Source organism: Leptospiraceae bacterium (genome assembly GCA_024233835.1).
GTDB lineage: Bacteria > Spirochaetota > Leptospiria > Leptospirales > Leptospiraceae > JACKPC01.
Genome location: JACKPC010000003.1, coordinates 650727 through 675770 on the forward strand (window position 1 = coordinate 650727; position 25044 = coordinate 675770).

The window sequence follows — 25044 nt, forward strand, 5'->3', positions numbered from 1 at the left end:
AAGAAATAAAGACAGTGAAAAATATAAGAAATAAGATTAAGGTCAATCATTTAGGACCTATTCAGGAAGGAGAAGTTGAATTTGGAGAACTGACAGTCTTGGTTGGTCCGCAGGCAAGTGGGAAAAGTATCTTTCTTACTGTTGATAAACTATATAATGACATGGAGCATATAAAGACCAGTATAGAAGGAAATGAAAGAAGAGAATTCAAACGAAAGAAAGAGGATTATGAAGAATTTCTAAATCTTTTTCTGGGAGATGGTTCCAATGAAATTTTAACTCGAGCAGATATAAAATATAATTCAAAACAGCTTGATTTTGAAAAGCTATTCGGAAAAAACTATAAAAAAAATACAAGCCAGAACTCAGTAACCAAACATTTCTATATTCCTGCACAAAGAGTTTTAACTATGCAAGCCGGATGGCCTTCTTTGTATCCTTATTTAAGTCCGGAATTACCTTTTACAATTAAAGATTTTAGTGATTTTATAGCGAGAGAACTCATTAAAGCTTCAAATAAACGTGAATTATTACATACGCAAATTGTTCAGTATGTATTAAATCGAAACATTTATCCCAATTTAAAAATGGAAATTATTGAGAATGTTAAGCCACAATTATCTCTCTCTTCACAAGAAGAAAATTTACACATTCCTTATACAGCATGGTCAGCCGGACAGAAAGAAATTTCTCCCTTAATCCTTGGATTATATTACCTTTTACCTCGAGCAAAAATAAGCAGACGAGACTCTGAATATGTAACCATAGAAGAACCGGAGATGGGACTTCATCCAACGGCAATCATAGATATATTTTTTCTCATTCTCTATTTGTTAACCAGAGGTTACAAAGTTCGAGTATCTACTCATTCTGTAACAATTATAGAGTTGTTATGGGCCGTTCAGTCTATTAAAGAAGTAAGTAAGGAAAAGAAAACAAAAGCTTTAGATAGCTTAATTTCATTATTTTTCAGTAAAGAAGAAATACGGAATATTAGAAATTTTAATACCTATTTAAAAAGTTTCCCGGATTTGTTAGAAAAAACATACAAAGCTTACTATTTTAAAAGAGAGGAAAATGGAAAAACTATTATACATGATATCTCCAGTCTGGACCCAATTCACGAAAAAGAGGAAATTGCCAATTGGGGCGGTATAGGAAGATATAGTGAAAAAATAGCAGGGATTGTGGGAGACTTGTATGAGTAAATACGAAAAGGCAATCAAGGGGTATGAAGATTGGAAAGACTATGTAAAACCCGGTTTGCAAACTCTTAAAAAAGATGAGTCTAAAAGATTTAAATGTAGTAAACCCTATAGCTATAGTTTGAGTGTAAAATTAGATGATTATTACAAAGAGATAAAAAAAGAAGATAATGATAACAGGTGGGATTATATTGTACTTTATAATAAAGAGGGGAAAACAATTCAAGAATACTTAATTTATATTGAAATTCATTATTGGGGAAGCGAAGGCAAGAAAGATATAGATAAAGTGCTCTTAAAATTACAGTGGTTAAAAGAAAGAATAAATTTAGAACTAAATTTTATTAATAATCAAAAAGAAGATTATCCAAAATATTTTTGGTTTCTTACTCCGAAGGGTAAAGTTGTTCCTAAAACATTAGATAAATATAAAGCTCGACTAAAAAAAGAGCAATTACACGTAATAACAAGTCCGGAGTTTGATTATCCAAAATATCTGGAAAAAAAATGAGGGGCTTACCCTAAAAGAAAATAAGGAAATTAATTTTGAATTAAAAGAAGAATGTGATAATGTCAATAGAACAGGAAAGAAGACAGCAGGAAAGGATTGTTTCTTCAAAAAGTTTCAGTCATTTTCGAGTGAAAATACAATTTTATACACTGAAAATAGATGGTTATATACTCAATATTTCCGGTCATGGGATGGGTTTACGTTTAACGGAATCTCTTCCTCTCGAAATTGGTCAATTTCTTTCTTTAGAAATAATGAACTTATCAACGAAAGAATCTTTTCGATTGCAGGCCACATTGGCCTGGCAAAAACAGGAAGCAGTTAAAGACCGGATTGTATATCATATAGGATGCCAATTTTCAAAAGAAATTGATCTGAGTGATGACTTAATCGCAATAAATTACTCTATAGAGAATGATAATAATTTATGAATAGCAAACAGGCCATGTATATTATCCTTTGTTTCTTTGCGGGAATAAAAGGGAAGAATCCACAAAAAGTAAAACACAAAAAGGCATTATTAGAAAAGCATGGGGAAGAAATGGTGAATAGTATTTTTGCCGAAACCCGAATGGATTTCAATACTGCTCTTTTAAAAGATCGATATTTTCATTTATTAGAACAAAATAATATAACAGAACTGAAAGAACAACTCAGAGAAGCGATTGCAACTTTCAAATCCGAAGAATTGATAAAGAAATATTATCTTTTAAAGAATATCCGTGAAATGATTAGCATAGGCGGAGAAGTCGGTAAGGAAGAAAACGAACTCTGGGAGCTATTGGTTGATAAGTGGTCTATTGATAGGGAGATTCTTTTTAACTTTTTGCATTATGAAAAACAGGTAAGTAAAGAAAGTCCGATAGTGGAGAAAACCGGTAGAAAATATGGCAGTCTGTTTGCGTTTTCTATTTTCTTCGTATTAGTTCTGGTTTATTTTATATTCCTGTTTCATAAACCATTACAAATATTAGCAAAAACATATATTGTTTCCTATATAAAATTCGAGGAGCCTAAACAGGAAAAACGAAGCAGAAATGAACATACAGAACCATCGGCAGAAGAACCTAAAATAACTGATTTTAGAGAGTTTTCCTACTGGTCGGAAGATTGTAATAAAATCCCTTCCGGAATGCAGTGTGCAAAAGTTCCATTTAGTCATTTTGAAAATTGGGATTTAAAACTTCTTAGCTTTTTAAAGGACTATGGTTATAAATTTAGAGAAGAATATTCTCTTTATTATGATTCCGCTGATATAACAGTGAAAGCCTATAAAACCTGTATACAGGAGGGCTATTGTAAAACCAGGAAAAGTCTAATATTCAAAGGAAATCTTATTTTAACAAAAGAAATGGCCGAATCTTTTTGTGCCTACCAGGGAAAACGCTTAGCTCATAAAGATGAACTACTTATAGTGAAAGAATTAAAGGGAAGGAGGGAAAACCACTTCTGTGTATCAGATACACCTTTTTTATTTGATGGTCAGGCCTGGATGTTGCGTACAAATTTAAAATATAGCCACCAATTAAAGCCTATAGATAAAGAGCTGTATACACTTCTACATGCTGAAGAGTCCATAGATATTTTAGATAAACCCCTCTGTAAACAGAAATATAAATCTCCTGCAAATTGTAAAGATCCTGTTACTTATGTCAAAAAAAATGAACGCAGAAACTGGCTGTTTGCTTCGTATATTAAAAATCTTGGAGGAGCTTATGTGGGGGTTGCCTCAGATGCTAATTATTCATATATAGCTCATGCAAAAAGTGAATATGCCTGGCTATTTGATTTTGATATTAATATAGTTTTGTTACATAAGATTTTAAAGATATTCATCCTAAAGAATGAAAAGCCGGAAGGTTTTATTTCTATGTTCCGGCCTGAAAGGGAAAAAGCGAGTCTCTGGATTTTGAAGCAGGCCTATAAGGCAGATAAAAACTTAAACCGAATTCTTGCTATTTATAAAAAATACAGACAGGTTTTATATCCTTATTATCTGGCCGCAAATCGAAAAGATGCTTTATTTAAGGATTTTGGTTGGCTCAGAACAGATGAATCTTATCAATATATACGACAGATGTACCAGAATGGAAGGATGGTAATTCTTTCCGGTGATATGTTAAAAGAAAAAACTATGCGATCCATAGGTAATACTGCCCGGAAAATGTCTATAAATGTTCGAGTATATTATCCAAGTAATGTGGAAGTGTTCTGGTCTTTTAATGAAGCCTACAAAAAGAATGTATTGGGACTTCCCTTTGATGACAAATCAGTGATTATTAGTACATTATCAAATACTTGGAATCGAAGAGGGGTTTTGGATGGATACTGGCATTATCTGGTTAGAGGAGGTCTGGATTTCCAAAGAAGGCTTTTACGAAAAGATTTTAAACACATTAACCAATTACGAAATTACCGAGTTCTTTCAAAACAACATGGGGATATAAGTACTGTTGGAGTTCCCAGTCGTATAGAATAAGTAAGAAAAGAGTTTTTGGTAAGCATGAAGTTTTTTCTTTATCTGTTTTTTTTTGTATAGGTCTATACTCTCATCCTGTAAAGTATTATAGACCTAACGATGCTTTAGAAAAGAAAAACTTATATTTGTATAAAATTCCTAAAGAAGAGGAAATTCCATTTCGTTTAAAGTCTTTCATCTTTTCTTTTTCATTTCCTAAAAAAATTTTAGAAGAAGAGGGTGCTTCTATTTATGAGTCTAAGAAAAATTTAACAAATAATAGAATCAATTTATTAGAAAAAAAAGATATTCCTTTTCATTATATTAAAGCTAAATTCTTTGTAGATCCATCTTCTGCTTTTTATAAAGACTATAACGAAGTGAAAACTTCTCTTAAAAATTTAGCTGAAAAAAATCCTTCCTTTATCGAATATAAAATTATTGGAAAAAGCAGGAAGGGAAGACATATACCGGCACTTGTGCTCAGTTATAAAAAATCAACAAAAGAAAAGATTTCTATCTTACTCAATGGAGCTCATCATGGGGATGAACAAATTTCAACCGAACATGTTTTGTATACATTGGAGAAAATCATCCGGGATAAGAGAAAATATCAAACTCTTTTAGAAAGAACAAAAATATGGTTTGTTCCCATTGTTAACCCGGATGGTTATGAAAACTTCTGGAGATTTTCCATGCAGATGGGAAGAAAGAATGGTATGGAGAATAAAAGCTATTCAGTAGAGGAAAGGATTCACTCAGGTGTAGATTTAAATCGTAATTACCCTTTTCATTGGAATTCGGGAAATGAAAAAGCCTCTTCTTCAGATTATGTATCCTCTCATTATCGGGGAGAGAGTCCCGCATCGGAGCCGGAGGTTCAGGCAATGATACAACTTGCTGAGTCTGAAAGGTTTAGTTATTCTTTAAGTTTCCATTCTTTTGGAACCTGCATTCTTTTTCCCTATACTATAGATAATTTAAAGAATCCGGAACCTTCCTATGCAGAAGGGTTAGCAAAAAAAATGAGTGATTATGCTATTTCTATAAGAAGGAAATTTAGTCGTTATACTCCTTTAAAAAAAATTTACTCGGTAGATGGAACCTTTCAGGACTATTTATTTTTTACATACGGGACGATGGCTCTTCTGATTGAAAGTTCCCATCAGAATCCCGAGTATCCTCTTGCAAGGGAGGTAGTGAAAAATTTCCATCCGGCAACGGAAGCTTTTCTTTTTGATTTTTTAGAAACAGAAGCTATTTTTTTAAAAGTAAGGAATCAATTTGGGGAAGCATTGGAAGCAGAGGTGCAGATACCCGGAATCAAATATTATGAAGGAGAGAAATATACCTCATCTCCCAAAACCGGACTTTTTTTTAAACCCCTTGGTTTGAAGAAAAAATATAAGATACGTCTTATAAAAGAATCTTATAAAACAATGGAAGTTGAAATAGAAGCAATAAAAGGCTTACAGGACCCCTTTCAAATTATTATGGAGAAGAAAGCTTTGTTGGGAAAGTAAGCGAATCAATGTTAGTTCGCTTACAAATAAAAAACTCACAGCTTTTTTGGATTCCTATTAAAAGAATTCATAATAAGTGATTGGTTGCGTACAAAGCCTCTTTGCTTTTTAGAGCCATATTCGAAAATTGCATATTCGAATTAATTCCTTCTATGATGTTGATGATATTTATAATACGTTTATCATCTAAAGTGACAATGGGATAAAATCTTTTTTCTTTTCTATAGGAGTACGTAGTAAGTATATTTATATCCTCCCCAAATATACTGTCTATTAACCTGAGCATGGTATGCATCCTTGATGAAATGTTTTCATTAAAATCATCCCAGGAGGTAAGTTCTCCACTAATTTCAATGTTTAAATGAATTATTTTTGAATAATCCGGTTTTATTTTATTACGATTATTCTCTAATACTTCTTTGGCTACAACCAGGGCATTGGAATCATCCCCTCGACCGGTCTTTACAAGGATGGATTTATTACGATCTAAAAGCTCAAAGCCATCTCCGTAGCAGATTAATTCTTCGGAGTGGTTTATTTGTTTATCTTTTTCAGCTTCACTGAGTTGTTCCAGGATACTTTTTTGATATAAGGCATAACTAATATTCCAAAAAGATTGATAAAAGAAAGGAGCCAATAAACTTTTAGGTAAGGTCTTCACCTGCTCCAGCCTCGAAAGAATGGCATGAAATAAATCCGGGTGAATAAGTTTTTGAGAGGAGTAGTCATTTTCATGCAGGATTCTGGATATTTCTAAAAGAAGAAAAGATTTCATAGCGAGGGAAGTCTGGTAATCAGAGTGAAATAGGAGAGTGGGTTCTTCGGTTAATTCTTCCGGGGTTTTAAAAGCAACAAATCGGGAAGTGGCCGGATCTTTAATCGGATATTTAAGGAAAGCCTTATGGAATATATCCCTGAGATTTTGGAAGGCAAAGTTTTCTATGAATTCTATTGTACTGAGCCGAATACTTTCATCAAAGATTAGTTCTTCCGCCATGGTATCGGTATTCGTATTTCCTTCCAATACATAAAGTTTATCCGAACTACATACTTTTTTAATAGCCCTCGTTTGTTCGTTAATGGCTTTGTAAGCTTCTATTTCATTATTTTTATGGGCCGCACATCCTGTCCCCAGCCTTGAATGGTGCATATAGGCTATAAAAATAGCCGGCATTTCCGGTGTATTACAACGAGCGTTATTTATTATATTTTCTATGCGATGCCAGAACCAGTAATTATTTTTCTCAGTCGATACATTATTACCATCAGTTCTACCAAAATGAATGGTTGTAGCAGGATAACCTTTTGCCTTACTTCCGTGGACTCTACCATCAATACATTTGGTGACCAGGATTTTGGGAGCCCTGGCTGCAAACTCAGAGATCACTGTCCCCATACGTCCGAGGGTTTCTGATTCGGTAATGTTTTCCTGTAGATAGGAACGGATATATTTTTCTGTATTCATGCCTGACTCCTAAATCGATAATAAAAATTTGGAAGGGAAAGTCAAGCTGTATTTATAATTTATACCAGGTCGACCGGATCAATATCAATTTCTATATAAACGTTCGAAGGCAGATTAAAGGGATATACAACTTCACGGATCAGATTGCGCAATTGGTTTAATGCATTTGTCTTGAAAATGATATGGTTTCGAAAGTTTGTATCTATTTTATAAAAAGGGCAGGGGGCAGGGCCTAAGAGTATTGTGTTTGTGCCTTTTAAGGTCTCAAGTTTCTTTTCTAAAGCCAGTTTTAATTTATCACAGGTTTCCTGAGATTTTTCTTCTGATTTGGAACGACAGAGTAAACGCACTAATCGGGAATAAGGAGGATAGAAGGTGTGGTATCTTGCATGAATTTCATTTTGATAAAAATTCTCATAGTTTTGGGTGCAGGCAAGTTGGATAACGGGATGATTGGCATTTGTTGTTTCGATAATTACCTGGCCTTTGAGTTCACTTCTACCGGCCCTACCGGCTACCTGGGTTAAAAGGGAGAAAACTCTTTCTCCGGCTCGGAAGTCAGGTAAACCCAGGCCGATATTTGCATTGACTACTCCAACAAGAGTGACTTTCGAAGCATCGAGTCCTTTGGAGATCATTTGTGTACCGGTTAGAATATCAATTTCCCCATCAATCAAACGCCCAATCACCTCTGTTAGAATTTCCTTATTTTTTGTAACATCCTGATCCAGTCTTTCTATTCTTGCAGAAGGAAACTTTTCTAAGAGAAACTCTTCTAATTTTTGCGTTCCGGCTCCTATCATTTCTATTCCATCCGGACCGTAGTCTTTTTTCAGGTCATTTAAACTTTCTGAAAAACCGCAGAGGTGACAGATAGCTGTTCCTTTTTTATGATAGCAAAGATTGGCTGTGCAATTCGGACATTCTAAAAACTTCTTCTGTTCTTTGATATAGAGCAAGGGACTATAGCCTCTTCTATTTAAAAGTAGAATACATTGTTCCTGCCTTTCCAGGCGTTTTTTTACTTCAAATAAAAGATTATCTCCTAATATTTTTTTCTTATCTTTGTTCTCTGAAATGGTAATTTCCGATAAAGAAGAAGCCTTTGCTCGATTTTTAAGAACATGAAGATGAACAGCTCCTTTTGTTGCATGGTAGTACAATTCAACGGAAGGGGTTGCTGTTCCCATTAGTAGTACAGCCGAATGGGTCTTGCAGCGTTGCATGGCAACCTGTCGGGCATGGTAACGTGGAGAAGAATGTTCTTTATAGGAAGAATCGTGTTCTTCGTCTATAATAACTAATCCGAGATTTTGCACCGGTGAAAATATGGCGCTTCTTGTTCCTACTACGATTCTTTTTTCGCCTTTTAGGATCTGAAGATAGGTATTGTATCTATCTGAGATTCGTAAAGCTGAGTGCAGAATAGCTAACTCATCTCCAAATATAATCTGTAAGCGTCTGAGTGTTTGCACGGTAAGGCTAATTTCGGGAACTAAATAGATAGCAGATTTGTCGGTTTCTTCCAAAAGTTTATGGATGAGATGGATATAGACTTCGGTTTTACCACTACCTGTAACCCCGTAAAGGAGATGAGAAGATTCTTTACCAAAACAGGAATAAATATTTTTAAAAGCTATTTCTTGCTCCGAATTGAGATTGAGTAAATTTGCTTCTACTTCTACTCCGAGGTTTTTTATATTTTTCTTACGTCTTCCACCGGGTACCATTTTATATAAACATTCTCCGAGGGAAGCTAGATACATATCTTTCATCCAGAATGCCAGTTCGATCTGCTCTTCTGTGACTACGGGAGTTTTATCCACCAGTTTCAAAATTTCTTTTACCGGGTAGGAAGGTTCGGAGGAATGTATCTCGATTACCGTGCCTTCTACTTTGCGGGCTTTTAAAGGTACCTCCACCCGAACTCCAACAGAAATATTCTTTTCCATAGATTTCGGAATAATATAGGTCAGGCTATCTCTATCCTGAAAAGGGATATTCAGAGCCACATCGGCAAACTTAAGAAACAAAATTTAAACCAACTTCTTTTTGGAATCTTTGTAGTTGCTCCACAATATTCAGTTTGATTTTTCTTTCTTCTTCTCTGGCTTCTTTGTATTTCTCAGCTTCCCTTTCCGGGTTCAGGCTTTTCTTTTTATCTTCAAAATGAAGAATGGCTTCCGGAGATCGAAGTACGATACCGGGAATCTCCAGACCGGAAAAATTAAATCGAACCATCTTATCTGTATTTTCTCTTGCCAGGGTGTTCCCAAAATAAAACAGAGCCGGGCTTCCGAGCATAATCACTGCCCGAATTTTTTTCTTTTCCAGGGTTTCTTTCACATATTGATTGCAGGAATCAATCCTGTGTTTCCAATCCTTTTCTGTGGAACCGGAAGGTGAGAAGACACAGGCCGGATATTCCTGATAGTGAAGTTGACGATAAGAAATGGAAAAAACCTTTTGTACCAGGCGTGAAAATAAGTCTTCGGCTTCTTCTGTTCGGAAAATCAAGTTCTTGCTTTTTTTAGCCTGTGGTTTTTTACCGACTCTGTGTTCTCCTGTATAGTGCAGGACTAAAATTGGCTTTTGACCTTCGTGAATGAATTGACGAATACCGGCAAGCTTTCCCGGGCAGAGTTTACAGGTAAAGTTCGGTTCTACGGAATCCCTGGCGTGTTTTCGGATGATGCCTGTTGCGATTTCCTGGGTTTTTAGTTCCTCAGCCTTTATTTCCCAGGTGAAGGAATAACTATCCGGCTGTGGTTCTCTCCCTTTACGGAGGATGGGAAAAGCTCCTTTTTGCAACAAATACTCCATATCTCCGAGTATGGATTGAAACTTCTCATCCAGTGAAACCATGATAATGCCAGAATAATCAACTATTGTAGTAGTAAAATCAATTTTTCTAAAAATTCTAGGAACTCTTATCTAAGTTATGAATCAAGTCCTGTAGAAATTTTTCCAGGAATTTGAAGTCGGAGTCGCTATAGTAATCTGTTGTTCGGGTTAAGGAGGGTTTTTTCATACGCTTCATTTCTTCCCGTGTATATTCAAAGTAGGATTTAATAGAGATGCCGTATTTCTCTAATTCAGGGCCATATTTATTGTAAAGGAGTTCGAATTTCTTCCTAAAACTTTTATCTTTAAGATAGTAAAACTTCGGATCGTATTTCATCTCATCGGCGATTTCACTGAAAGACTTTTCATAAACAAAGTGAGGTAGAGAACCTTCCTGTTTATCTGAAAAAATCTTATTCATCCGAACTAACTCCCAAGTTTAAAAAATTTCTAATATACTAAAATGTCCATATAGTTGAATTACGCCCACATAATGATATTATATATTAGACGTCAAAAACTTTTAATGTACTCATAAAAAATAATATATTCAAAAAAAAGAATATGATTTTATTCAATCGAACTGATTATACTCAGGGCCTCTTTTTTTTGTTTTGTATATTTATCTTTTTCGCCGGAAATTTCTGAAATAATATTTTTTCCATCTCGAACCAGGACAGAAACGGAGTAAAGGTAAGGTTTTCCATTATAAAAGGTCTCAAACTCGGAATATAGAAACTCTTCTCCTTTATCTGTCTTAAAATTTTTTGAATCAAGAAATTTATAACCTTTGGCTTTTTGTTCAAGAAGGATTTCTTTCATCCATAGATCAGCCGGAGTTTGTGTTTCTGAAGATGTTTCAACCTCGTATATCAAGATTCGAACATCATCGTAAGAAATGGCTTTATAATAGGACTGAATTTCATCGAAATGGGCAAAATGTTGAGAACTGCCGGAGACTCGAATTTGGGGTCCGCAGGATAAAAGACTCAGAGTAAAAAGCGAATATATCCAAATTTTCATAATATTATTCCTCCCGGTTGTAAAGGTTTTGCACCCCTAATATTTTTATCCAACGGAAGCTACTTCTATTTACTTCATTTATCCGGGTGTTCGAATCGGAGGGGTTGATTAAAATCTCTATAATTATATTTTCCGATTGATAAGTTAGTTTACGAATTTCTCCTTTCAGTCTTTCGACTTCCTGTATAGTGGAACCCAGTTCGATTTCTGTGCTTAAAGCTTCTGCAAATTTCGAGTTTTGAACGATAGAATAGAGATCCTGAAGATATTTTTCTTTTACGCTTAATTTGGATTGCAGACTCAGTAGGTTCTGGCTTATATCCTCAATTCTTTCTTTTGAATCATTTATATAGGCTAGTTCGCGGATTTTATTGATTACAGGGTTTTTTTCAACTGAAGGTAGATTTAGTTTTAAACGTTTTTCGTGAAGGGAGAGAGTGTAGCCTGAGTGTTCACCTGCCAGTTTTCTCAGTTCAGAAATGAGCTTATCGGGAAGGGGGTGCATAAGAGAAAAGTAATACGATTCGATTTTTCGCTCCGTAGAAAAAAGAATCGAGGGAAAAAATAAAAGAATTATAAAAAGGAAACGGAATAGAAAACTCATCTAAGAACCTCCAGTTTTTCTATAAATGAAACGAAGGAAGGTTTGTATTGTTTATAAATATCCTTATCTTTAAAATATCCTTCACAGATGATGATTTCTTTTTCTCGAACCTGAAAGGCTATCGAATAGATCTCCTGCTTTGAGGTTTCAAATGAGATAAATTCATAGTTCCCGGAAACTTTCGTTTCCTCTACAACTTTATAATAACGATTCTTTGCATCTAAGAGTAAAGCCTGTTTCCAGAATTCTCGATTGGCCTTTGGATAATTCCGGGTATAACCTACTCTGAGGCCGGAGGTATAACCGGGTGTTGTAAATATATAGTTTCCTTTGTGATCTTTATAATCCGATAAGCGATCGAAAAAATCTTCAGGTTTGTGGAGTTTGAAAGAATCAAATAAAAACCCTTTATAACGTGTGGATATAGAAGAAGGGGAGAGGTTGTTTATCCAGGAGAAAGGAGAGGGGATGTACACCGTTTCTGTTTTATGGGCTAATGCCTGTAGATGAAGTTGTATAGTAGAATAAGAAGATTTATTTTTATAGTATTCAAGGTTTGTGAGCATTAATTCAATTTCTGTAGTTAACCTCTGAATTTCTTTTAAGATTTTTACTTTCTCTTCAGCTTTTTTTTCCAGTTTTAAAAGAGAATAAAGACGGGTTCGAATTTTTTTCAGGGTTTCCAGGCGTAGCTTTGTATCGGTAAAGGCATCGGTGACATCATCAGCACTGATACTTCTTGAAAGAAGGTTTCCTAATTTCTCAAGCTCGGAAAGAGCCTCATCAAATTTATGAACAGGAACCCTGAGTTTGAGATGGGCTTCTTTCCCTGAGTTACGGGTTTCTATTTCTTCTACAATTCCCTTGTATTCCTGAAGCAGACTTTTTGTTCTTGCTATAGAGTTTTGAATACTTTCGACTTCAAGCCTGAGCTCTGATTCGTAAATGATCATTCGCTTTTTGGATGGCTTGGACTTCTTACCCGCCATTACAGAACCACTGACCTCTCCGGCTTCATCTTCTTCTGCGACAGTTTTTTCCTCAGCAGGAGAATCGTAATCGGCACCGGAAGCTTCCGCTGTCTTTTCGGCTCTATACATTCTGGCACTTGAACAGGAAATCATCAGAACAAAAGAAAGAATATAGAAAAGTATGAAAATAAGGTTCTGGTATTTACCGGGATTTGAGTTGGATATTATGTGATGATTTATTTTCATTATCAATTATTATTCGATTGCTTCAATAAAGTAGGAAGTCTTTCTATTTCAGCAGGAACAGATCCTATTTCTGGCTCATTCTATTATTTATACTTTCTGAAGCAATCGAAAAATCTTCTTTGTGCGTCTGTTTAAGAATTTGTTTATAAACCTTCTCTTTGTGAATTAGAAGTTTATAACTGGAATATTTTTCTTATAGTTTTCGATTGGCAAAGAAAACCTTTGATAATGATAAATTCTTCTTTACAAATTAATACTAATTAGTAATATATGAATTAGTATTAATTTGAAGGAGATTTAATCTATGTCTGAGAAAGGAAAGATAGCCGGGAAAGCACCGGCAAAAGTTGAAGTAACAGAAAAATCAATGTTCTGGTGTGCCTGTGGTTTATCCGCTTCCCAGCCTTTTTGTGATGGTTCTCACAAAGGAACCGAATTTAGACCGAAAAAGGTGGAGGGAAAGGTCGGCAGTGAGGTATACCTCTGTGTCTGCAAGCAAACCAATAATCCACCTTTTTGTGATGGTAGTCATACCAACTGTTAAAATCTATTCATAGCCGGGAATGATAATTGGAAATACATTTTACCATTCTTGGCTTGCTTTATTTCGAATATTTACTCTGATGGAACTATGCCTGAATATGAAGAAAAAGACACTATAAATCTTAAATTGATGATAGCATTAAACCGCTGCTGGCAGAGTGTCCAAAAAAATGAAAAAAAAGTAATATCCGAAGCCGGTTTAACAATGGCCCAATTTGGTGTTTTAGAATTATTGTATCATAAAGGTCCAATGCGGATTTGTACAATTATTGAAAAAACTTTATCTTCCGGTGGAAATCTGACGGTAGTCATTGACAATCTGGAAAAACAAAAGTTAGTCAAGAGAAAACCGGATCCAGCTGATAGACGGGCTCATCTTATTCATCTAACTTCCGCAGGCAGATTATTGATTGAAAAGCTGTTTCCTTTACATATGGCCAACCTTCAAGATGTTCTTTCAATATTGGATCAGAAAGAAAAATTAAGTCTTATCAGTCTATTAAAAAAATTGGGTATTAGTGCACAAAATAAAAGTTCTTAATCAATAAGAAGATAGACAAAAGATATTTTTAATCCTTGAAAAGTATGAACTTATAAATAGAATATTTGTAAAACAATACATTCTCTATTTCTTAATTCCTTAGTAGTCATTCTTTTTGCGAAACAAATGAAGTGGAGTTATCTCTTATTTTTTCTTCTTTATATAAAAGAATTTCTCTATCTCTTGTTGAGCATCTGTTTTTTGTAAGATAATATTCATATTATCAAATGTAGCAATATCTACTACAACATTTCCCCCTTCATCGTAGGTTAGCTTAACGACATCTCCTTTTCTACTAATAGGCAATTCTGGAGAAATTGAGGAACTTCCAACAAATAACTTGTTCTGAAAATCCTTGAGTAATATGTAATATAGTGTGTTTCCATTAGAAATATCTTTAGAAATTCTCATAATTTCGGAAGTAATCGAAAAACGTTGAATTTTACTATTAGGAGCCAGGGCATTCCCTGCTGAATTGAGAGCGTTTTTATAAGAACGTAAGCATTCATTTAAATTGTCTCCCACACCTACAATAGAGTAATCTAATACAGAAACCATAGATACCATTTTAATAAGACCGGCTTTATCTTTTAAGGACATCACATAAGTAGGAACACCGTTTATATTATAAGTAATAGGAAAAGATGCCTGGTATCTTTTTTCCTGTACTTTACCCATTGCCGATGTCATAGCGGCGGTTTCTGTGGCGCCTACCTGCCTGAACCATTTTGTCATTTTATTCCTGGTATTTACAAGAATAAAACCAACCGTTCCCTCGTCGCTACCTACGGAGGTGAGTCCTGTATACCAATACGATTGATTATCATCTCCGTATACAAGGGAAATTCCGGTAGTGGTTGTTAACTTTCCTTCATTAGAAAAATTCCAATAACCGTGTATATACTCTCCCCAATCATTTAATTGATTTACAATAAACTCTTCAGGTTGAATTCTATCCACCCATTTAGGTGCATTTTCAATGCTGTATTCCTGTATAGAACCGGTAGCAGTATCCACTAATAAAACACCACTTGCGTCTTCTCCTCCAAATCCTACTTTCTTTTTAAAAAGGGTAATAACCCAATAAGGTTTTCCTGTATCATCTATTTCAAAGGTAAAGTCAGTTAAACCTCTACTCAGATAACCGTGTATATAAATATGCCTTTCCAGGTTATCAGTAAAATAAGCATTTTCCTGAAACTTTATTCGAATGGGTTTACCATTTACTTTCTGGACAAGCTTTACATCTCTTTCATTAATAGCAGAAACCATTACATAGCCCGGAGTACCTATCCTGTTTTTATTCCATTTAAAGAAACCGGAGTGTAAAAGAGGAGCTACCCAGTAAAGTTGATCTCCAACCTTTTGAATATTAAAATTACCTAAAATAGTTTGACTTCCCAGAGAAGCACGAGTTCCGAGAACCTTATCTCCAAGTCGATACGCTACTGCCCTGTCAATAATTCGTATCTTTTCTGTTGATACAGGAGATACGTCTTCGGAGAAATTTTGCCTTTCCTCAACTTTTCCAATCAAGCTTCGATAGGAAGCGGCTCGAAATAAGGGAGATGTGGTTATAAAGGAATAGATACTCATGTAAAAAATACTGAGAACTAAAAAGGCGATTGAACTGTAGAATAGAATATTTCGTTTTGCAGATTCCGTTATAACAATAGGTGAAAAGATGAGTATTATTCCGATTGGCAAACCAAAAAAACCGTAGTTTAGTACGGGTAAAAACAGGTAAAAATAAAGAATTGCAATTATAAAAGAAAATATGATAGTTATCATGAATATAAATCCTTTTGTTCTGATTATTCTGATTCGTTTTTTTACTAATAATAATGCTCAAATAGATACATAAGTCTATCTTTAAAAATAGAAAAATATAAATTACTTGAAAAAATTGAAAAGGTTATGATGCTATCTTTAGGGCATAAAACCCCTGACTAAAAATAATTATCCAAGTATAAAAGCAGAGGGAGTATTCATACATGAGTGGTTCATCCATCATTAAAAAGGTAAAAGCAAGAGAAATTCTGGACTCCAGAGGAAATCCTACCGTTGAAGTAGATGTAGTTTTGGAAAGTGGTGCAATGGGCAGAGCTGCTGTGCCTTCCGGGGCTTCTACAGGAGAATATGAGGCTGTAGAATTACGTGATGGCGATAAAAAACGCTACCTCGGAAAGGGAGTCTTAAAAGCGGTTGCCAATGTAAACGAGAAGCTTTCAAAGGTTGTCCTGGGCAAAAATGCTCTTGAACAAACTCTTATCGATGAACTCATGATTGAAGAGGATGGAAGCAAAAATAAAAAAAATCTGGGTGCAAATGCCATTCTTGGAGTATCTTTAGCGGTTGCTAAAGCTTCGGCCAATCACTGCGGACTTCCTCTTTATCGTTATATAGGTGGAAATTTCGCAAGAGAGCTTCCGGTTCCGATGATGAATATTATCAATGGTGGAGCTCATGCTGATAATAACGTAGATTTTCAGGAATTTATGATTCTTCCGGTTAGCGCACCAAGCTTCCGGGAAGGACTCAGAATGGGAGCAGAAGTTTTCCATAGCTTGAAATCCGTTCTAAAAGGGAAGAAACTAAATACAGCAGTTGGTGACGAAGGTGGTTTCGCTCCTGATTTAAAAACAAATGATGAGGCGGTTGAGGTTATTATCGAAGCCATAGAAAAAGCCGGCTTTAAAGCAGGAAAAGATATTATGCTCGGTCTGGATGTAGCTTCGAGTGAATTTTACGATAAAGAAACAAAACGTTATACTTTTGGTAAGAAATCTCAATTTATTTCCGATATTTCTGAAAAGACAAGCGAAGAAATGGTACAATATTATTTAGATTTAGTAGACAAGTATCCGATTATAACTATAGAAGACGCTCTGGATCAGAACGACTGGGAAGGTTGGAAAATTTGTAGTGACAAACTAAGGTCTAAAGTTCAGCTTGTTGGGGATGACCTCTTTGTAACGAATGTGGAAAAATTAGAAAAAGGGATTCAGGATGGAATCGGTAATTCGATTCTTATCAAGGTTAATCAGATTGGAAGTTTGACTGAAACCCTTGCAGCGATAGAAATGGCCAAAAAAGCTGGTTATACAGCTGTAGTAAGCCATAGAAGCGGTGAAACGGAAGATAGTACTATATCACATATAGCCGTGGCAACAAATGCCGGGCAAATAAAAACTGGTTCTCTCTCCAGAACCGACAGGATGGCGAAGTATAACGAACTCCTTCGGATCGAAGAAGAATTAGGAAAGACAGCAATCTATAAAGGAAAAGATACGTTCTATAATCTTAATGTTTAGATTTACATCAAGAACTCCAACTGTACTGAGCCTGGCACTACTTTTTGTGCTGGTCTATTTTTCTATTTTGAGTAAGACAGGTATCATCGAAAGACGAAACCTGGAAAATCGTATTAAAGCCCTCAGAATAGAGGTAGACAGGCTGGAAAATGAGAATGACAAGCTCAAGATCAGGCAAGAAGTGCTGAAAAACGATGAGAAAGCTCTTGCTATGGAAGCCAGTAAATACTATTTACTGACAGAAAATGCAAGGGTGATAAAATTTAAGGAACCGGTGGAAGTTGAGAATGGAGAGAAGGTTTTAGTTGCCTCACAACTTCCCCAGTTTTCCGGGATCTCGTCTTCTTTCAGGCCGATGAAATTACCTCCTCTTGGCCTGGTGAAGTTTTTGTATGTTATCACTACTACCTTTATTGGTATGGGTATATTTATGAAATTGAGAAGGTCCTAGACCTTCTCAATTAAATCTGTATTTATCCAGATGGCTTTCTTCTTTATATAGTTTACAGACTATACCCATCCTTCTAAAATCGGCTCGCTCTTCTTCATCTACAACTTCACAACATGCGGTTTGAGAGCGTTTTTCCTGTGACACTAATATATATTGTTGGTAGTGAATGCAATTAAAGCAGCTTTTTCCCAGGCTATTAATCTTTCTTGAGAGAAGATCTTCCGTGTTCGTATCCATGATCCTCACCTCCTGTACTTAATAGACTGATTTAGCCTACTTTACATGTATATACATATAATGATAATTATCAAGGCTGGACATGAGAAATAATAGCTAAAAAGGGGATTTTCCGCTTGCTGGTGAATGTTCGATGATTTACTTTTATTTAAAGAAAAGCTCCAATCAGAATCCTCTTGTCAGTTTTTTACTTACCTGAAAACAGGTAAAATATGGAACTAATCAAAGATATAAAAGAAGGCTTTATAAACCTGAAAGAAGGCTTTGTGGGTCTTAAAGAATCTTTTAAAGAGATGCAGACTTCTTTTCAGGAATTGAAGCTTGCTCAAAAGAAGCTGGAGCATACTCTCGACCAGTTTTTTAGCTTTATCCCCCTCGAAGTTTTTATTCTTTTGTTATTGGCTGTACTTTTACTGGTAATTTTAAATAGTATATCTCCCACTACCGTTCGGGGAAATTTAAGCATTTCTATATTTTTACTCTGTGCACTCTGGATGTACGCGAATCAGCTTTTGCTGAAAGAATACCGATTATTAAAAGTGTTACATACAGCTGCCTATATTCTTGTACCGGCTTACCTAATGGAGTTGGGACGCCTGGGCAAATGGATCTATAAATATTTCCGATACAGAAAATTGAAACCCGAACGGCTTCAGGATTTACCTGTAATGACAGAAGGTATTCATACCTCGTATTCAAAATTTATAATATCGCAAAACAGGGGAAATTTCATTCAGTTTGTAGATTCAATTAAGGATTTAAAAATGGAAATTGAAAAATTGGAAAAGAAGTTGGAGCATCCCTTGCAGTAGGCAACATTAGGAAGTAGGGGGCTGGTATGCCAGACCCCCACCGGGAGAGATAAAAATTAATCTTCTTCTTTCACTTTGTATTTTTTCATTAATTCGTCTGCAATCTGCTTTGGAACCGGGGCGTAGCGAGAGAATTCCATAGTGAACTCTGCTTTTCCCTGGGTGGCAGAACGAAGGACTGTAGAATAACCAAACATATCAGCCAGAGGAACTTCAGCTTCTATACGGCAGTAAGCATCTTCTTCACTGGTTCCGACAATGATACCTCTTCTCTGGTTTAAACCGCCTAAAATAGCTCCCTGGAACTCAACCGGACCATCTACTTCTACTTTCATGATTGGTTCAAGAATTTGAGGATTGGCTTTCATGAATCCCTGACGGAAAGCATAACGGGCTGCCAATTGGAAAGCCATATCAGAAGAGTCCACATCATGGTATGCACCATCGTTGATTACACAGCGAACATTGATAATGGGGAAGCCAATAAGAGAACCTCTCTCCAGACAGCTTTTAAAACCTTTATCGCAGGAACTGATGTATTCACGGGGAATGGAACCACCTACGATTTTATCTACGAATTCATAGTTTTTCTCTTCGCTGAGCGGGATGGGTTCCATAAAACCGGCTACACGACCGAACTGTCCCTGACCACCGGTCTGTTTCTTGTGAGTATAGTCAAAATTTGCGTTCTGTGTAATGGTTTCACGATAGGCTACCTGAGGAGCACCGGTAACGAGATCCACATTGTATTCGCGTTTCATCCTTTCTACGTAAACTTCAAGATGAAGCTCACCCATCCCTTTTATGATGGTTTGTCCGGATTCTTCGTCCATTTCTGTACGGAAAGTCGGGTCTTCCTTGGTGAAGCGGTTGAGAGCTTTTGCCAGGTTAGGGAGTTGCTTGGATTCTTTACACTCAATAGTAAGAGAGATAACCGGTTCCGGAACGAACATAGAGGTCATGGAGAGCTTTCTTTTTCCATCGGTAAAAGTGTCTCCGGAGGCACAGTCGATACCGAAAAGAGCTACGATATCACCTGCTTCAGCTTCTTGAATGTCCTCCATTTCATCGGAGTGCATACGGATAAGCCTTCCTACGTTATGTTTTTTGCCGGTACTGGAATTGAAAATCGCCATACCTTTAGATAATTTACCCTGATAAACGCGAATATAGGTAAGCTGGCCGTATCTTCCATCTTCTAACTTGAAGGCAAGAGCTACCAGGTTTTCGTCCGGGCTGGATTTTAAAATTACTTCCTGCTCGTTATTTTCTAAATCGAGTGCCTTATTGGTAATGTCTTCAGGACAGGCAAGGAATTCGGTTACTGCATCCAGAAGTTTTTGAACTCCCTTATTTTTGTAGGCAGAACCCATGTAAACCGGTGTTAACTGAAGGCTAAGAACTCCTTTGCGAACAGCTTTTTTTACCTGTTCTACACTGGGTTCGCCTTCTAACATGGCTTCCATTAACTCATCGTCGAGCATAGAAACTGCATCCAGCATTTCTTCTCTTTTTTTAGTTGCGAGTTCTTTCATGTCTTCCGGGATTTCTTTTTCTGTAACTTCCATCCCGTTTGCGCCTTCAAAGTAGTAGGCTTTCATAGTAATTAGGTCTACAATACCCTGATGTTCGTTTTCAAGCCCGATAGGAATCTGCATGGCTACTGCATTATGTCTGAGTTTTTCACGAAGTTGTTCAATGACTTTGAAAGGATTAGAACCGGTTCTATCCAGTTTATTAATGAAAGCAACTCTCGGTACATTGTAACGTCTCATCTGTCTGTCTACAGTGATAGACTGGGACTGAACTCCGGCAACCCCGCATAATACAAGGATGGCTCCATCCAGAACCCTGAGAGCACGTTCTACCTCGATAGTAAAGTCAACGTGTCCGGGTGTGTCAATAATGTTGATTACGTGGTCTTTCCACTGACAATAGGTAGCGGCTGATTGAATTGTAATTCCTCTTTCTCTTTCGAGTTCCATACTATCCATCTTGGCCCCGACCCCGTCTTTTCCACGAACGTCGTGTATCTGGTGGATCCGGTTGGTATAAAAAAGAATTCTTTCTGTAAGAGTAGTCTTTCCGGAATCGATGTGTGCCGAAATCCCGATGTTACGGGTCTTTAACATTTTTTCGCGATAAGTAGATGCGCTCATTCTAATCCTGTCCTAAAATATTCCTCGTGATTTTCTTGAAGTTATAAGGGAATATTCTCGCATTCCCCCCGGAAACATTTAAAACTATCCCTTTTTAGTAGTAAAGGGAGCCTGCATGTTATATCCGTAAGTTCTCCATGTAAGGTGAAAAATACCACAATTATAAATATCGTAATTTGGTCGACTATATTTTCTGTATCATTGAAAGTCTATGTGTAAGGGTGACTAACTACAGGGAAGGAGGAGAACGACCTGTGTTCGCTTACGCTTAAAGAAAAACTCCCAGCTTTTTTAAGTGCTTACATTCACAGTCTTTTTTTTGCGAACTATTTAAAAAATTTTTAAATAATGATTGTTCTATATAAAAAAAACTTGAATGTGGTGTCAGATAGATTATAATTCTAATAATGTTCAATAAGGATTGTCGACATAAAAACTTACTTTTTTTTGAATAGAGGTTCCGGCATGAAAGCTAAAAAATTTAATTACATTCTTATAATCCTCCTTTTTTGGTCTTATTCCTGCTCAAAGACTGTGGATCCCGGGGAAAGGGGAGTTAGTGAACTTATACCGATTGCACTAAAAGGAGAGGTTTCCCCTCCTGTCATAGAAATCCCTCAAACCCCTGTAGAAGAGGGTAGTAGCAGTCAGAAATCGAATACTTCGAGTCCGGGCATTCCGGCAGATTTTGGAGTAAAAGAGCCGGAGGCAGTATTTCTTTTTGATACAAGTGCAGTAAACCGTTATAATAACCTTCAAATTCGTTTTTCCGAGTCTATGGACATTTCGTCGGTCGAAAAGGTCATCAAACTTCTGGATAAGAACGGTACGGAAGTTTTGGATTCCAATGGGAATCCGGGTTTTGCTTTATACTGGGATAGTCCCCTGGATCTGATTATGGATCCGAGGAAAGAATTGAATGTCCGGGAAACCTACAGTATCAGCATTTCTGATTCAGCGAAAACGTTTAAGGGAAAAGCTCTGAAGCCTTTTCTGGGAAGTTTTACGACTGAGTCGACTTTCATTATGACTCATAAAATTAAAAGTTCCAGTTTTCCTTCTGGAATTGATATCAATAAAGAAAGTGGGGTTTTACTCGATAAGTCTAATGATTCCTTCTTAGTTATAGAAAGTACCATCAACGAGCCGGAAACGATAGCCTCTATAAAATTGTGTAAGCTGGGAAACTTAAGCGAAACAAGTGGAACCATTATTTGTCGGGCCGAAGTAGCCAGAGGAATTGAAATTTGTAATAGCAATTGTACCGGCACCTTGACTTTTAACCTGAGTTCTTCGGTTATTAAGCCTCAGGATGGTGCTAATAATTATTTTTATCAGATCGAGTCGAAGAGTGGAAAGAAATATTATCGTACCGTTAATTTCGATTATGGAAATATAGCCGATCCGAATCTGGAAGCGGTAAATGCGGCTACGGTTGTTTTAGACAGACAGCTAGATGCTTCGCGAGCTTCAAAAAGTACAGCCAGTGCTCTTTCCGGTCTTATTAAAAGTTATGGAAAGGGTGAATTTGTCCTGGATAGTAAGTCCTTGAATCAATTTATTACGGGTAGTACGGCTAATTCTCCACCTGGTACGGATCTTTCCGGTAAGACCTGCCTGTCCTGGGGAACCAAACCCGCTTTTAATTATCTCAGTAAAATCGGACCTTTTTGTGATATACAGGTTTCGGGAACGATTTTTGTAAGTAGTAGCTATCCATCCGTAAAATATGCGGCCAAAGCCGATGTGTATATAACCGATGTTAAAATTGATGAAGTGGCTCAACCGGGTGATGTAGATAATGTGAGCATCGATATTGTTACAGAAAATGGTTATGTTGATATATTCTTAAATGGTAAAAAAGCCAGTGGTAAAATGGCACTTGTCGCTAAATTACCCGACACCTTAAATACTACAGGCAATTTGGTATCCGGTTCCAATCAATTAAGTTCCTTAGCTTCTACTACAGGTTTAATCAATGGAATGGTCGTAACAGGTACCGGGATTCCTGCCGGTACTACTATCAGTTCTATGAATGGCAATACGCTTACTCTTTCTCAAAATGCCACTCAAAGCGGTACGGGAGTCTCTATAAAATTTGAGGGAATTGAATTTTTTACCTATCTTGTAGGAGATACTTTTGTTTTCTACGGTAATTCGGTTTCGGGTTACGACGGAGATGCTGTTTCTTTTTCTTTGAATAATGATCCTCCCAGTTTAAGTCCGAGACTTGCCAGAGCCAAAACCTCTCTGTCGGTTTTAAGCGGTGCTGAAGCCGGTAATTTAAAAATTTCAGTAAGTCCGGCAACATTCTTACCTTCTGTTCCTACAAGTCTAAATGGAATCAATTTTAATAAATGTGCTACCGGTTTTCATCCGGAAGAATGTAACCCGCAGACGATTGAGTGGTCGGATAATATTGCTACAGGAGCAGTAGTGGGTAGCGGAGCGGTGGCTGCTATCATTGCTGATGTGGTGAATCAGAAAATCGAAGAAGTAAAACCCAGAGTGGTTCAGGGTGTGGTGAAGGACATAGCGGAGAGGGTAGCTCCGGACATAGTAAATAATATCATAGGCCAGTTGAAAAATGGGATTAGCGTGACACTACCCGATTATCTTCCGGCGCCCTTAAATCGGGTTTCGATTACAATAAAAGCAAAACTAAACAGTGCAAGCTCTATCAATGACGGGACTCATTCGGGGCTTGAAGCCAATGCCAATGCCAGTATTATGGCCTGCGTGAAAGATGTGGCAGGAAAATGTCCCGGAGAAGCCGGATATAATAATCCCGATGTGCCACCTACGCTGCGAGGAAATAATGCTTATATTATTACTAAGGGTTCAGCTAGTTTACCATCTATCTATAATAGAAGTGCTGAAAATCCCGGTGTTCTTTTATCGATTCATGCGGATGCTGTGAACCAGGCTTTTTATCACCTCTGGAAAGGAGGAGCGCTAAATTTTAGTATCGATAAAACTTTTATAGATACTATCAATGGTTTTGCAGGTGAGTCGGGACTTTTAAAATTAACCGAATCTCTTTTGAAAGCCGACCCCATTACCACCGTATTTGCCCCGGGTAGAGACAAGTTAGAGTCCGGGGGAGAGCGGATTTATAAGAGCGATGAAGTAGTTTTAAAAGTAAATCCGGTTCTTTTACCTTTTGTAGGAATTGTTCCTTTAAGCGGGAATGCCGGTGAGTCAGAGGTTCCGAAAGTGAAGCTAAATCTGGCAGATATGGGCATTGATATATACGGTAAAAAAACGGATGTAAGCCGCACTCGTTCTATCAGTGCCGATATGGTATCTGGTTCAAATACTGTCACGGTTTTTTCTTCTTCCGGTCTGGCGAAAGATATGATTGTCTGCGGTAATGGAATAGCAGCCAATACGAAACTTAACTCTATCAATGGCAATGTACTTACTCTTTCTAATGCAGCCACTTCTTCTTTGAGTTCCGAATCTTTGAAATTTGTGGATGGAGGTAGAGTTCTAACAGCAAATGTAACAGCCGGTAACACGGGTCTTAATTTGACGGAGGCCTGCGGAATCGAAGCCGGTATGCTGGTTTCCGGAAACGGTATCAACAAAGGCAGTACGGTTCAAAGTGTATCCGGAAATTCAATTGTATTATCAGCTGCACCAACAAGTTCGGGAACTGCTGTAGAACTGAAGTTTTACAGGGAATATTTGATTGCAAGGGTAATGGTGAGTTTAAGCACTAAAGCCGAATTAACCTTCGGTACTTACAATTTGCCGGCAGTGACACCGGCGAATTTTAACCCCTCTTCTTCCTTACTTGCTTCCGTGGGAAACACATCGATTCAGCTAAAGATTTCTGATGCTGCCGGAGACCTGTTTTATATTGTAGAACCTCTCGAAGGTTCTTCTAATAACCCCCTTGGTTTAAATCCCGATGGAATTTGGGAAGTAATGGATCCGCTGGTGAAGTCCCTGGTACTACCCTTATTGAATAACGTTACAAAAGATATACCTTTACCGAGGATGAGATCCTGCGGATTGGAACTAAAGAATTTAAAAACATTAGCAATTCCTTCTACTTCGAGTATGCCTTATATGTTACTCAATGCAGAAGTGGGTAATTACACATTTACAGGGAACTGTCAACTATGAGAA

At 36.8% G+C, this 25044-nt stretch carries 20 protein-coding genes and 1 pseudogene; 11 read left to right on the forward strand and 10 right to left on the reverse strand.

Translation table 11 applies throughout. From position 1 onward, the window contains the following. Window positions 1-14: 14 nt before the first annotated feature. From H7A25_17170 to H7A25_17190, 5 genes are all read left to right on the forward strand, one after another. On the forward strand, window positions 15-1208 hold the full coding sequence (locus H7A25_17170) for an ATP-binding protein (protein ID MCP5501637.1): 1194 nt from the start codon (window positions 15-17) through the stop codon (window positions 1206-1208). Further along, window positions 1201-1716: a hypothetical protein gene (locus tag H7A25_17175; protein ID MCP5501638.1), complete on the forward strand. Its 516-nt coding sequence runs from the start codon at window positions 1201-1203 to the stop codon at window positions 1714-1716. The genes H7A25_17170 and H7A25_17175 overlap by 8 nt, the downstream gene beginning before the upstream one ends. Window positions 1717-1775: 59 nt before the next feature. Continuing rightward, window positions 1776-2147 carry a PilZ domain-containing protein gene (locus H7A25_17180; protein ID MCP5501639.1) on the forward strand — a complete coding sequence of 124 codons (372 nt, stop codon included), beginning with the start codon at window positions 1776-1778 and terminating at the stop codon, window positions 2145-2147. After that, window positions 2144-4195: a hypothetical protein gene (locus H7A25_17185; protein ID MCP5501640.1), complete on the forward strand. Its 2052-nt coding sequence runs from the start codon at window positions 2144-2146 to the stop codon at window positions 4193-4195. Before H7A25_17180 ends, H7A25_17185 begins: the two co-directional genes overlap by 4 nt. 125 nt (window positions 4196-4320) lie before the next feature. After that, entirely contained in the window at window positions 4321-5697 is a 1377-nt protein-coding gene (locus H7A25_17190) for a peptidase M14 (GenBank protein ID MCP5501641.1), read from the forward strand. A gap of 67 nt (window positions 5698-5764) precedes the next feature. Here H7A25_17190 and H7A25_17195 read toward each other — a convergent pair whose 3' ends face one another. From H7A25_17195 to H7A25_17225, 7 genes and pseudogenes are all read right to left on the reverse strand, one after another. Further along, on the reverse strand, window positions 5765-7162 hold the full coding sequence (locus H7A25_17195) for a hypothetical protein (protein ID MCP5501642.1): 1398 nt from the start codon (window positions 7160-7162) through the stop codon (window positions 5765-5767). 59 nt (window positions 7163-7221) lie between these two features. Next, window positions 7222-9189 (reverse strand): annotated as a pseudogene (priA, locus tag H7A25_17200) (primosomal protein N'). Beyond that, window positions 9185-10027: a hypothetical protein gene (locus H7A25_17205; GenBank protein ID MCP5501643.1), complete on the reverse strand. Its 843-nt coding sequence runs from the start codon at window positions 10025-10027 to the stop codon at window positions 9185-9187. Before H7A25_17205 ends, priA begins: the two are co-directional and overlap by 5 nt. A 55-nt stretch (window positions 10028-10082) precedes the next feature. Then, window positions 10083-10427 carry a hypothetical protein gene (locus H7A25_17210; protein ID MCP5501644.1) on the reverse strand — a complete coding sequence of 115 codons (345 nt, stop codon included), beginning with the start codon at window positions 10425-10427 and terminating at the stop codon, window positions 10083-10085. 149 nt (window positions 10428-10576) lie between these two features. Further along, window positions 10577-11029, reverse strand: coding sequence for a hypothetical protein (locus H7A25_17215; GenBank protein ID MCP5501645.1), 453 nt, complete (start codon window positions 11027-11029; stop codon window positions 10577-10579). 4 nt (window positions 11030-11033) lie between these two features. Continuing rightward, window positions 11034-11633, reverse strand: a complete 600-nt coding sequence (locus H7A25_17220) for a DUF4349 domain-containing protein (protein ID MCP5501646.1) — start codon at window positions 11631-11633, stop codon at window positions 11034-11036. Further along, window positions 11630-12850 carry a DUF4349 domain-containing protein gene (locus H7A25_17225; GenBank protein ID MCP5501647.1) on the reverse strand — a complete coding sequence of 407 codons (1221 nt, stop codon included), beginning with the start codon at window positions 12848-12850 and terminating at the stop codon, window positions 11630-11632. The genes H7A25_17220 and H7A25_17225 overlap by 4 nt, the downstream gene beginning before the upstream one ends. Window positions 12851-13154: 304 nt before the next feature. Here H7A25_17225 and H7A25_17230 point away from each other — a divergent pair, with 304 nt between their 5' ends. Next, the gene (locus H7A25_17230; protein MCP5501648.1) at window positions 13155-13394 is read left to right on the forward strand and encodes a CDGSH iron-sulfur domain-containing protein; all 240 of its coding nucleotides are present in this window, start codon (window positions 13155-13157) and stop codon (window positions 13392-13394) included. An 87-nt stretch (window positions 13395-13481) separates the two neighbouring features. Next, entirely contained in the window at window positions 13482-13934 is a 453-nt protein-coding gene (locus H7A25_17235) for a MarR family transcriptional regulator (GenBank protein MCP5501649.1), read from the forward strand. A gap of 144 nt (window positions 13935-14078) precedes the next feature. Here H7A25_17235 and H7A25_17240 read toward each other — a convergent pair whose 3' ends face one another. Further along, entirely contained in the window at window positions 14079-15725 is a 1647-nt protein-coding gene (locus H7A25_17240) for a hypothetical protein (protein MCP5501650.1), read from the reverse strand. A 203-nt stretch (window positions 15726-15928) separates the two neighbouring features. Here H7A25_17240 and eno point away from each other — a divergent pair, with 203 nt between their 5' ends. Then, the gene (gene eno, locus H7A25_17245; GenBank protein MCP5501651.1) at window positions 15929-17248 is read left to right on the forward strand and encodes a phosphopyruvate hydratase; all 1320 of its coding nucleotides are present in this window, start codon (window positions 15929-15931) and stop codon (window positions 17246-17248) included. Beyond that, complete coding sequence (locus H7A25_17250; GenBank protein MCP5501652.1) at window positions 17241-17699, forward strand: septum formation initiator family protein; 459 nt, start codon at window positions 17241-17243, stop codon at window positions 17697-17699. The genes eno and H7A25_17250 overlap by 8 nt, the downstream gene beginning before the upstream one ends. Before the next feature lie 6 nt (window positions 17700-17705). Here H7A25_17250 and H7A25_17255 read toward each other — a convergent pair whose 3' ends face one another. Continuing rightward, the gene (locus tag H7A25_17255; protein MCP5501653.1) at window positions 17706-17936 is read right to left on the reverse strand and encodes a hypothetical protein; all 231 of its coding nucleotides are present in this window, start codon (window positions 17934-17936) and stop codon (window positions 17706-17708) included. Between the two features lie 212 nt (window positions 17937-18148). Between H7A25_17255 and H7A25_17260 the strand changes: the two genes are divergently transcribed. After that, complete coding sequence (locus tag H7A25_17260; protein ID MCP5501654.1) at window positions 18149-18748, forward strand: hypothetical protein; 600 nt, start codon at window positions 18149-18151, stop codon at window positions 18746-18748. Between the two features lie 56 nt (window positions 18749-18804). Here H7A25_17260 and H7A25_17265 read toward each other — a convergent pair whose 3' ends face one another. Next, window positions 18805-20907 carry an elongation factor G gene (locus tag H7A25_17265; GenBank protein MCP5501655.1) on the reverse strand — a complete coding sequence of 701 codons (2103 nt, stop codon included), beginning with the start codon at window positions 20905-20907 and terminating at the stop codon, window positions 18805-18807. Between the two features lie 465 nt (window positions 20908-21372). Between H7A25_17265 and H7A25_17270 the strand changes: the two genes are divergently transcribed. After that, window positions 21373-25041, forward strand: coding sequence for an Ig-like domain-containing protein (locus tag H7A25_17270; GenBank protein MCP5501656.1), 3669 nt, complete (start codon window positions 21373-21375; stop codon window positions 25039-25041). Window positions 25042-25044 lie beyond the last annotated feature (3 nt).

What these genes read in the sequence shown, in the direction of transcription:
- H7A25_17235 (MCP5501649.1), top strand. Translation starts at nt 13,482, where the DNA reads ATGCCTGAATATGAAGAAAAAGACACTATAAATCTTAAATTGATGATA.
- H7A25_17260 (MCP5501654.1), top strand. Translation starts at nt 18,149, where the DNA reads ATGGAACTAATCAAAGATATAAAAGAAGGCTTTATAAACCTGAAAGAA.
- H7A25_17230 (MCP5501648.1), top strand. Translation starts at nt 13,155, where the DNA reads ATGTCTGAGAAAGGAAAGATAGCCGGGAAAGCACCGGCAAAAGTTGAA.
- H7A25_17255 (MCP5501653.1), bottom strand. Translation starts at nt 17,936, where the DNA reads ATGGATACGAACACGGAAGATCTTCTCTCAAGAAAGATTAATAGCCTG.
- H7A25_17180 (MCP5501639.1), top strand. Translation starts at nt 1,776, where the DNA reads ATGTCAATAGAACAGGAAAGAAGACAGCAGGAAAGGATTGTTTCTTCA.
- H7A25_17270 (MCP5501656.1), top strand. Translation starts at nt 21,373, where the DNA reads ATGAAAGCTAAAAAATTTAATTACATTCTTATAATCCTCCTTTTTTGG.
- H7A25_17240 (MCP5501650.1), bottom strand. Translation starts at nt 15,725, where the DNA reads ATGATAACTATCATATTTTCTTTTATAATTGCAATTCTTTATTTTTAC.
- H7A25_17265 (MCP5501655.1), bottom strand. Translation starts at nt 20,907, where the DNA reads ATGAGCGCATCTACTTATCGCGAAAAAATGTTAAAGACCCGTAACATC.
- H7A25_17175 (MCP5501638.1), top strand. Translation starts at nt 1,201, where the DNA reads ATGAGTAAATACGAAAAGGCAATCAAGGGGTATGAAGATTGGAAAGAC.
- H7A25_17210 (MCP5501644.1), bottom strand. Translation starts at nt 10,427, where the DNA reads ATGAATAAGATTTTTTCAGATAAACAGGAAGGTTCTCTACCTCACTTT.
- eno (MCP5501651.1), top strand. Translation starts at nt 15,929, where the DNA reads ATGAGTGGTTCATCCATCATTAAAAAGGTAAAAGCAAGAGAAATTCTG.
- H7A25_17195 (MCP5501642.1), bottom strand. Translation starts at nt 7,162, where the DNA reads ATGAATACAGAAAAATATATCCGTTCCTATCTACAGGAAAACATTACC.
- H7A25_17205 (MCP5501643.1), bottom strand. Translation starts at nt 10,027, where the DNA reads ATGGTTTCACTGGATGAGAAGTTTCAATCCATACTCGGAGATATGGAG.
- H7A25_17185 (MCP5501640.1), top strand. Translation starts at nt 2,144, where the DNA reads ATGAATAGCAAACAGGCCATGTATATTATCCTTTGTTTCTTTGCGGGA.
- H7A25_17250 (MCP5501652.1), top strand. Translation starts at nt 17,241, where the DNA reads ATGTTTAGATTTACATCAAGAACTCCAACTGTACTGAGCCTGGCACTA.
- H7A25_17215 (MCP5501645.1), bottom strand. Translation starts at nt 11,029, where the DNA reads ATGAAAATTTGGATATATTCGCTTTTTACTCTGAGTCTTTTATCCTGC.
- H7A25_17220 (MCP5501646.1), bottom strand. Translation starts at nt 11,633, where the DNA reads ATGAGTTTTCTATTCCGTTTCCTTTTTATAATTCTTTTATTTTTTCCC.
- H7A25_17225 (MCP5501647.1), bottom strand. Translation starts at nt 12,850, where the DNA reads ATGAAAATAAATCATCACATAATATCCAACTCAAATCCCGGTAAATAC.